This window comes from uncultured Candidatus Puniceispirillum sp. (genome assembly GCF_963979125.1).
Lineage (GTDB): Bacteria > Pseudomonadota > Alphaproteobacteria > Puniceispirillales > Puniceispirillaceae > Puniceispirillum.
On record NZ_CAXBVX010000112.1, the window covers coordinates 1 to 6,051 of the forward strand.

The 6,051-nt window shown below is 49.9% G+C and carries 7 protein-coding genes; 3 read left to right on the forward strand and 4 right to left on the reverse strand.

Translation table 11 applies throughout. From position 1 onward, the window contains the following. The coding region (locus tag ABNT28_RS09590) for a hypothetical protein (RefSeq protein WP_348721469.1) at positions 1-446 on the reverse strand (446 nt) is incomplete at its 3' end. A gap of 393 nt (positions 447-839) precedes the next feature. On the opposite strand from ABNT28_RS09590, the gene ABNT28_RS09595 reads away from it, so the two are divergent. Beyond that, complete coding sequence (locus ABNT28_RS09595; RefSeq protein ID WP_348721470.1) at positions 840-1,325, forward strand: hypothetical protein; 486 nt, start codon at positions 840-842, stop codon at positions 1,323-1,325. A 28-nt stretch (positions 1,326-1,353) separates the two neighbouring features. On the opposite strand, the gene rpoH is transcribed toward ABNT28_RS09595, so the two are convergent. Together rpoH and ABNT28_RS09605 are read right to left on the reverse strand one after the other, a co-directional pair. Continuing rightward, complete coding sequence (gene rpoH, locus ABNT28_RS09600; RefSeq protein WP_332924349.1) at positions 1,354-2,292, reverse strand: RNA polymerase sigma factor RpoH; 939 nt, start codon at positions 2,290-2,292, stop codon at positions 1,354-1,356. 143 nt (positions 2,293-2,435) lie between these two features. Continuing rightward, positions 2,436-3,461 (reverse strand): RluA family pseudouridine synthase, encoded by a 1,026-nt coding sequence (locus tag ABNT28_RS09605; protein WP_332924350.1) that lies wholly within the window; start codon positions 3,459-3,461, stop codon positions 2,436-2,438. Position 3,462: 1 nt separating this feature from the next. Here ABNT28_RS09605 and ABNT28_RS09610 point away from each other — a divergent pair, with 1 nt between their 5' ends. After that, the gene (locus ABNT28_RS09610) at positions 3,463-3,852 is read left to right on the forward strand and encodes a hypothetical protein (RefSeq protein ID WP_332924351.1); all 390 of its coding nucleotides are present in this window, start codon (positions 3,463-3,465) and stop codon (positions 3,850-3,852) included. Between the two features lie 39 nt (positions 3,853-3,891). Here ABNT28_RS09610 and ABNT28_RS09615 read toward each other — a convergent pair whose 3' ends face one another. Then, positions 3,892-4,239, reverse strand: a complete 348-nt coding sequence (locus tag ABNT28_RS09615) for a hypothetical protein (RefSeq protein WP_332924352.1) — start codon at positions 4,237-4,239, stop codon at positions 3,892-3,894. Positions 4,240-4,499: 260 nt separating this feature from the next. On the opposite strand from ABNT28_RS09615, the gene ettA reads away from it, so the two are divergent. Beyond that, positions 4,500-6,051: energy-dependent translational throttle protein EttA (gene ettA, locus ABNT28_RS09620; RefSeq protein WP_348721471.1), on the forward strand; the 1,552-nt coding region annotated here is incomplete at its 3' end.

Here is a 6,051-nt window from a genome sequence, read left to right on the forward strand (position 1 = left end):
TGTCTGATCGCATTTAGCGCACCTAGTTGCAAATACTCCCTATCATCTCCTAAAAGTTTGACCGCATCATAAAAACGCTGTTGATCCATTGTTGTGGTTTGTAAAGTGATCTGCTCTGACGCAAGCTTATATCGCCTGTTTGCATACAGTAGCCCCAGAATTGCAAAGGCTGGTGCTATCGCCGCACCAATCATTATGGATGTTGAATGCGGCTCTTTGAACACATCTTGCCACTTCTTGATCTTATCTTCATAAACACCGTGCTTGATCAGAGCGAAGTGGACAAATAAAAACAGGATCAAATATGTGAACGGGAGTATCCAATTACTATCCGCAATTGACCTAGTCCATTTTTCTCTATTGTGTGGAAAATACATAATCGCAAATGGTGCCAATATCATTCCAATATTAATCCAATCTTCAAGTTGCATGTCTTGAATTCCCATCGCCCAACCCCTCAATTTCGTGCCTAACCCCATCACCATAGCGTGAGGGGTGTTAACAAATGGTTAATGGTGCCATTCTGCGGACTGAGTTGAGTAAATTAATGCTCAAATTAACCTTTTGATGTGAAGTCGGCTGGCCGCAATCCCGCATGAATCCTGAATATTCATGCCAAGGCGACACCGGATTTGCCATCCAATGGGTCGCTTCGTATGGTTGAGGTGCCACAAGCACGACTTCTAGATATGCGTATTAGCGACCCCTTGTCGGGTCGCCTGCTGAATAAAATACCCTCTGGGGAATAAGCAGGAACTTCGCTGATATGCATGTCATAGAAGTAAAGTTGTGTTGTGGCCGGCCTGATACCAGGGTGGCCATTTTCATGATCGGGTTACATGCACCGCCTTTGCCTTCGGGTCGCCAGAAGCGATATGCGCGGGGGCATCATGCGGCAAGGCAGATATATTTCGCATCACCAATATCGGCTGGCTTGGCAAAATCGGCTGGCTTGGCTTGGCCGGATCGGCGCAGGTCGTATCTTCGCCCGCAATGCGCGGATGCTGGCACCGATCACGGTGATGATTATGCTGATGATGGCGGGTGGGCTGATAGGGTGTACATCGGGCTTATACAATGATGACGTGCAAATGAGCTTTGACGACTATTGCGCCTATCGCGCCGCCGAGGGGGTGCATCTGCCGCTATGCGAACAGGATGAGGCTGGCCGGATGCTCGCGCTTTATGCTTTGAGGCATGGGTGTCAGAATGCCGATCCGGGTTCTTTAACCGATTGTCTTTATCTGGAAACCGAAGTTCACCGCCTGATCCTGCGTGATATTGACAACATGATCGATCGGGACATGATGCAGATGCTACCGTGATCGGGCAATTGCGATATCCCAGCCCCGATTACCCCAGTAAAGCTGGTTCGACGTCATCTTGCGCAGGTAGTAATTTAAGCTCATTGGCTTTGTCGCGCACGGCTTTTTGCAATTTTTCAAAGGCGCGCACTTCGATCTGGCGGATGCGCTCGCGGCTGACATTGAATTCACCAGCAAGGTCTTCCAGCGTCAAAGGTGGTTCGGCAAGCCGACGTGCCTGAAGAATACGCTGTTCGCGCTCGTTCAGCCCCTTCATCGCATCCATCATCAGATTGGCTCTGGCCGAATATTCTTCATGCTCGGCAAAGCTGGTTTCCTGATCGATCGTGTCATCTTCCAGCCAGTCCTGCCATTCGCCAGTGCCTTCACCATCACGGCTAAGCGGCACATTCAGCGACCGATCATTACCAGCCATGCGCTGATTCATCGACATCACTTCGGCTTCGGTGACATTCAATTCATCGGCGATATAGGTCACCTGTTCGGGTTTCAGATCGCCTTCGTCAATGGCCTGAATCTGGCCCTTGATACGGCGGAGGTTGAAAAACAGCTTTTTCTGACCAGCGGTTGTGCCGATTTTCACCAGCGACCAACTGCGTAGGATATATTCCTGAATCGCGGCCTTGATCCACCACATGGCATAGGTGGCAAGGCGAAAGCCTTTTTCGGGCTCAAATTTCTTGACCGCATGCATCATGCCCAGATTGCCTTCGGAAATCAGATCGGCAACAGGCAAACCGTAGCCGCGATAGCCCATCGCAATTTTGGCAACTAGGCGCAGATGACTGGTGACCAGCTGATGCGCGGAATCAACATCTCCTTTTTCCTTCCACGCTTTGGCCAGCATATATTCCTGCTTTGGCTCAAGCATGGGGAAAGCGCGGATTTGTTCCAGATAGCGCGACAGATTACCGTCAGGGCTAAGAACCGGCATGGTTGATTTAGGCTTTGATGCTATTGTAGCCATTTATGTCTCCTGTTGCGGGGGCATCGCCTAGTAATATTCATGTCTCAATATATGTAGTTATCGCAATTATACATGTAAAGAGGGCCGGATTAAGGCAGTTTTTGGCAAAAGTATTTTTCAATCATGTCTTAATTTAAGAGATACTAAATGCCTTTTGCACGCATAGCGACAGTATCTTCCATGATTGTCTGTAACGCGGCCATATCTGCGGGTATTGGCGTGGTAAATGCCATGGCTTCGCCTGTTATCGGATGCTCAAACCCCAGATGTGCGGCATGAAGTGCCTGTCGGCTAAATGTCCGCATTTGTGCCAGTCCGGTTCGCGCCCGGGTATCGGGCATCTGTCCGGCGCGCGGGGCACGGCCATAAAGCGGGTCGCCAATCACGGGATAGCCGATATGCGCCATATGCACGCGGATCTGATGCGTGCGGCCCGTTTCCAATGTGCATTCGACCAGACTGCCAAAGGGCGGCAAGGTGCGCATGACACGCCAATGGGTGATGGCATGGCGTCCGCGTTGATTTACCGCCTGTTTTTTACGGTCATGGGGCGAACGACCAAGCGGGGCATCGATAACACCGTCACGTTCGACACCGGTACCCCAGACCAGCGCGTGATAGCGGCGGTCAAGATCATGCGCGGCAAACATGCTGGTCAGCGTATGATGCGCACTGTCGGTTTTGGCCGCCATCATGACACCCGATGTGTCCTTATCCAGCCGATGAACAATACCTGGGCGCATAACCCCGCCAATGCCTGTCAGGCTGTCGCCGCAATGGGCAATCAACGCATTGACCAATGTACCGGTCAGCGATCCTGGCGCGGGATGCACCACCATGCCAGCAGGCTTGTTCAGCACGATGATATGCGTATCTTCATACAGCACATCAAGCGGAATAGCTTCGGCTTTTGGAGTGGCATCAACAGGCGGCGGCAATTCCAGCGCATATGCGCACAGGGGTTTGACCGTGCTTGAGGGATCAGCTAAGGTTCGGCCATCTTCAAGAAGTCGTTTATCAAGGATTAACGCCTTGATCCGGCTTCGTGACAAAGACTGACCATCATCATCTAGATGGTTGGCCAAAAATTTGTCGATCCGCTGTGCGGCTATGTCGGCCGGTGCGGTGATTGACAAGGTAACTGATTGTTTAGGGTGCGAGTGAGTCATGATGGCGGACAATAACGCAAAATCGACTGGCAATACAAATCAAGACGCCGAAATTGACATAAAAACTGCAGATATGAATGCTGAAATGCCATCTGCGGTGATCGGGCATCTAGGATTAATCAAGACAATGAGCGTTATTATGGCGGTGCTGATCGTGGCGGCATTGGTTACAATCATTGTTACTATTTATTCTCGCATGACAGCTGCCAATGCCGTTAAAGAGGCAACTGAAATCGAATTTGTAGTGCCAGCAGATACGCGCATCATTAGCGCTAGTGACGCAGATAAAGGCGATATGCTGATTGTATTGGAAAATGATAAAGGGCAAATGGTCTGGCGGGTTGATGGAACAGGTCGCGTTACGCAGAAAATGACCGTGATTGCCGATTAAGAACAATCATCCCGCGCTTTGTAACATCATCACGTCATTTCATAGCAAGCCAAAATCAATGAAAACGCCTTTTATAAGGGCTTCAAGCGGCATCGCGCTGAAACTGACCACGTCATATGTCAGGATCGCAGGTAGAGCATAAAAGCGCAAAATGAACAGAACAAAAGCCAGATAAAGCGGCATCACTTTGTTCACCAGAAATGAAGGTGCGATATAGCGCACAACAAATAACGCGCCAGATGTGGTCTTTCTGACAATGCCTAACAACATGAATTTACTGTCTTCATTGACGAAAATGGTCATTAGAAATTGTGCACAGCTAGCCCACATCAGGATGCCGAAAAGCAAATCCAGTAAAATGCCTAAAGCTGGGACATGAGACACCATTGGTAAAACTTTCACTGCATTCGTTACAAGTTAGCACAATCAGCCGTAATGCGTTGACATTAAGCTACAAAATCACGCCTTTATCAACCACAGATAACCCCTGTTTATACTGTTATTCAAGCTGATATAAAGGCGTTTATGCAGAAAGCTGGCGATCATATCTGGTGCTTTGCCATAAAACCCGATAAAACATGGCTCAGTAATATAAACGCCGGATGCTACAAGCATCGGTACCCTGCATTTCAGATCAAAGGTGAAGCATGTCCAGCCATCAGTATGTTTACGTAATGAGCCGTCTTAGCAAAGCGTGGCCTGGCGGCAAGGAAGTGTTGAAAAACATCAATTTGTCGTTTTTACCAGGGGCCAAGATTGGCGTGCTTGGCCTGAATGGTGCGGGTAAATCAACCTTGTTGCGCATTATGGCCGGTATAGAGACCGAATTTCAGGGTGAAGCATGGGCTGCCGATGGTATTAAAGTTGGCTATCTGGCTCAGGAACCCGAACTTGATGCCAGCATGGATGTGACTGGCAATGTGCTATCTGGTATGGGGCGCGCCAAAGAGCTTGTTGATCGCTTTAACGAAGTGAGTGCCAAGTTCGCCGAAGAAATGACCGATGATGAAATGAACGCGGTGATCGCCGAACAGGCCGAATTGCAGGAAGAAATCGATGCGATTGACGGTTGGGATCTTGAACGCAAGGCCGAGATTGCAATGGACGCGTTACGTGTACCGCCAGGTGACGCCGATGTGACCAAACTATCAGGTGGTGAAAAGCGCCGTGTCGCCTTGTGTAAATTGTTGCTAAGTGCACCAGATATGCTGTTGCTTGACGAACCAACAAATCATCTTGATGCCGAATCCGTATCATGGCTGCAAAAATTTCTGCATGATTTTCCGGGTACCGTCGTCACCATTACCCACGATCGCTATTTTCTGGATGAGGTTGCGGGTTGGATTCTGGAACTTGATCGCGGTGCAGGTATTCCCTATGAAGGCAATTATACGGGCTGGCTTGAGCAAAAGCATAAACGACTGGAACAAGAAGGCAAAGCGGATGATGCCCGTGTTAAGTCATTGTCACGCGAACTTGACTGGGTGCGTTCAGCGCCAAAGGCACGTCAGGCGAAATCAAAAGCCCGCATCAACGCCTATGAAAAATTACTTGCCGAAGACCAGCAACGCCAAACCGATACGGCCCGCATTACGATACCAGCTGGCCCCCGTCTTGGCGATATTGTTATCAATGCCGAGGGTATCCAAAAGGGATTTGGTGAACGCTTGCTGATTGATGATTTGTCATTCCGGTTGCCGCCTGGGGGTATTGTTGGGGTGATTGGCCCGAACGGTGCAGGTAAGACAACATTGTTTAAAATGATTACCGGCGTCGAAGCCACTGATGCTGGTACATTTACTGTCGGCGATACGGTCAAGCTTGGTTATGTAGATCAGTCACGCGACGCGCTGCCGAATGACAAAACCGTTTGGGAAGTCATTTCCGACGGGCTAGACGAGATTGCGCTTGGCAAGCGGACGATGGCGTCGCGGGCTTATGTTGGCCAGTTCAATTTCAAAGGTGGCGATCAGCAAAAGCATGTCGGGCAGCTGTCTGGGGGTGAGCGAAACCGTGTCCATCTGGCGCGAATGCTCAAAAGCGGGGCTAATCTGTTACTGCTTGATGAACCAACAAATGATCTGGATGTCGATACGTTGCGCGCGCTGGAAGAAGCGCTGGATGAATTTGCTGGTTGCGCGGTGGTGGTCAGCCACGACCGCTGGTTCCTTGACCGGATTGCAACGCATATTCTGGCCT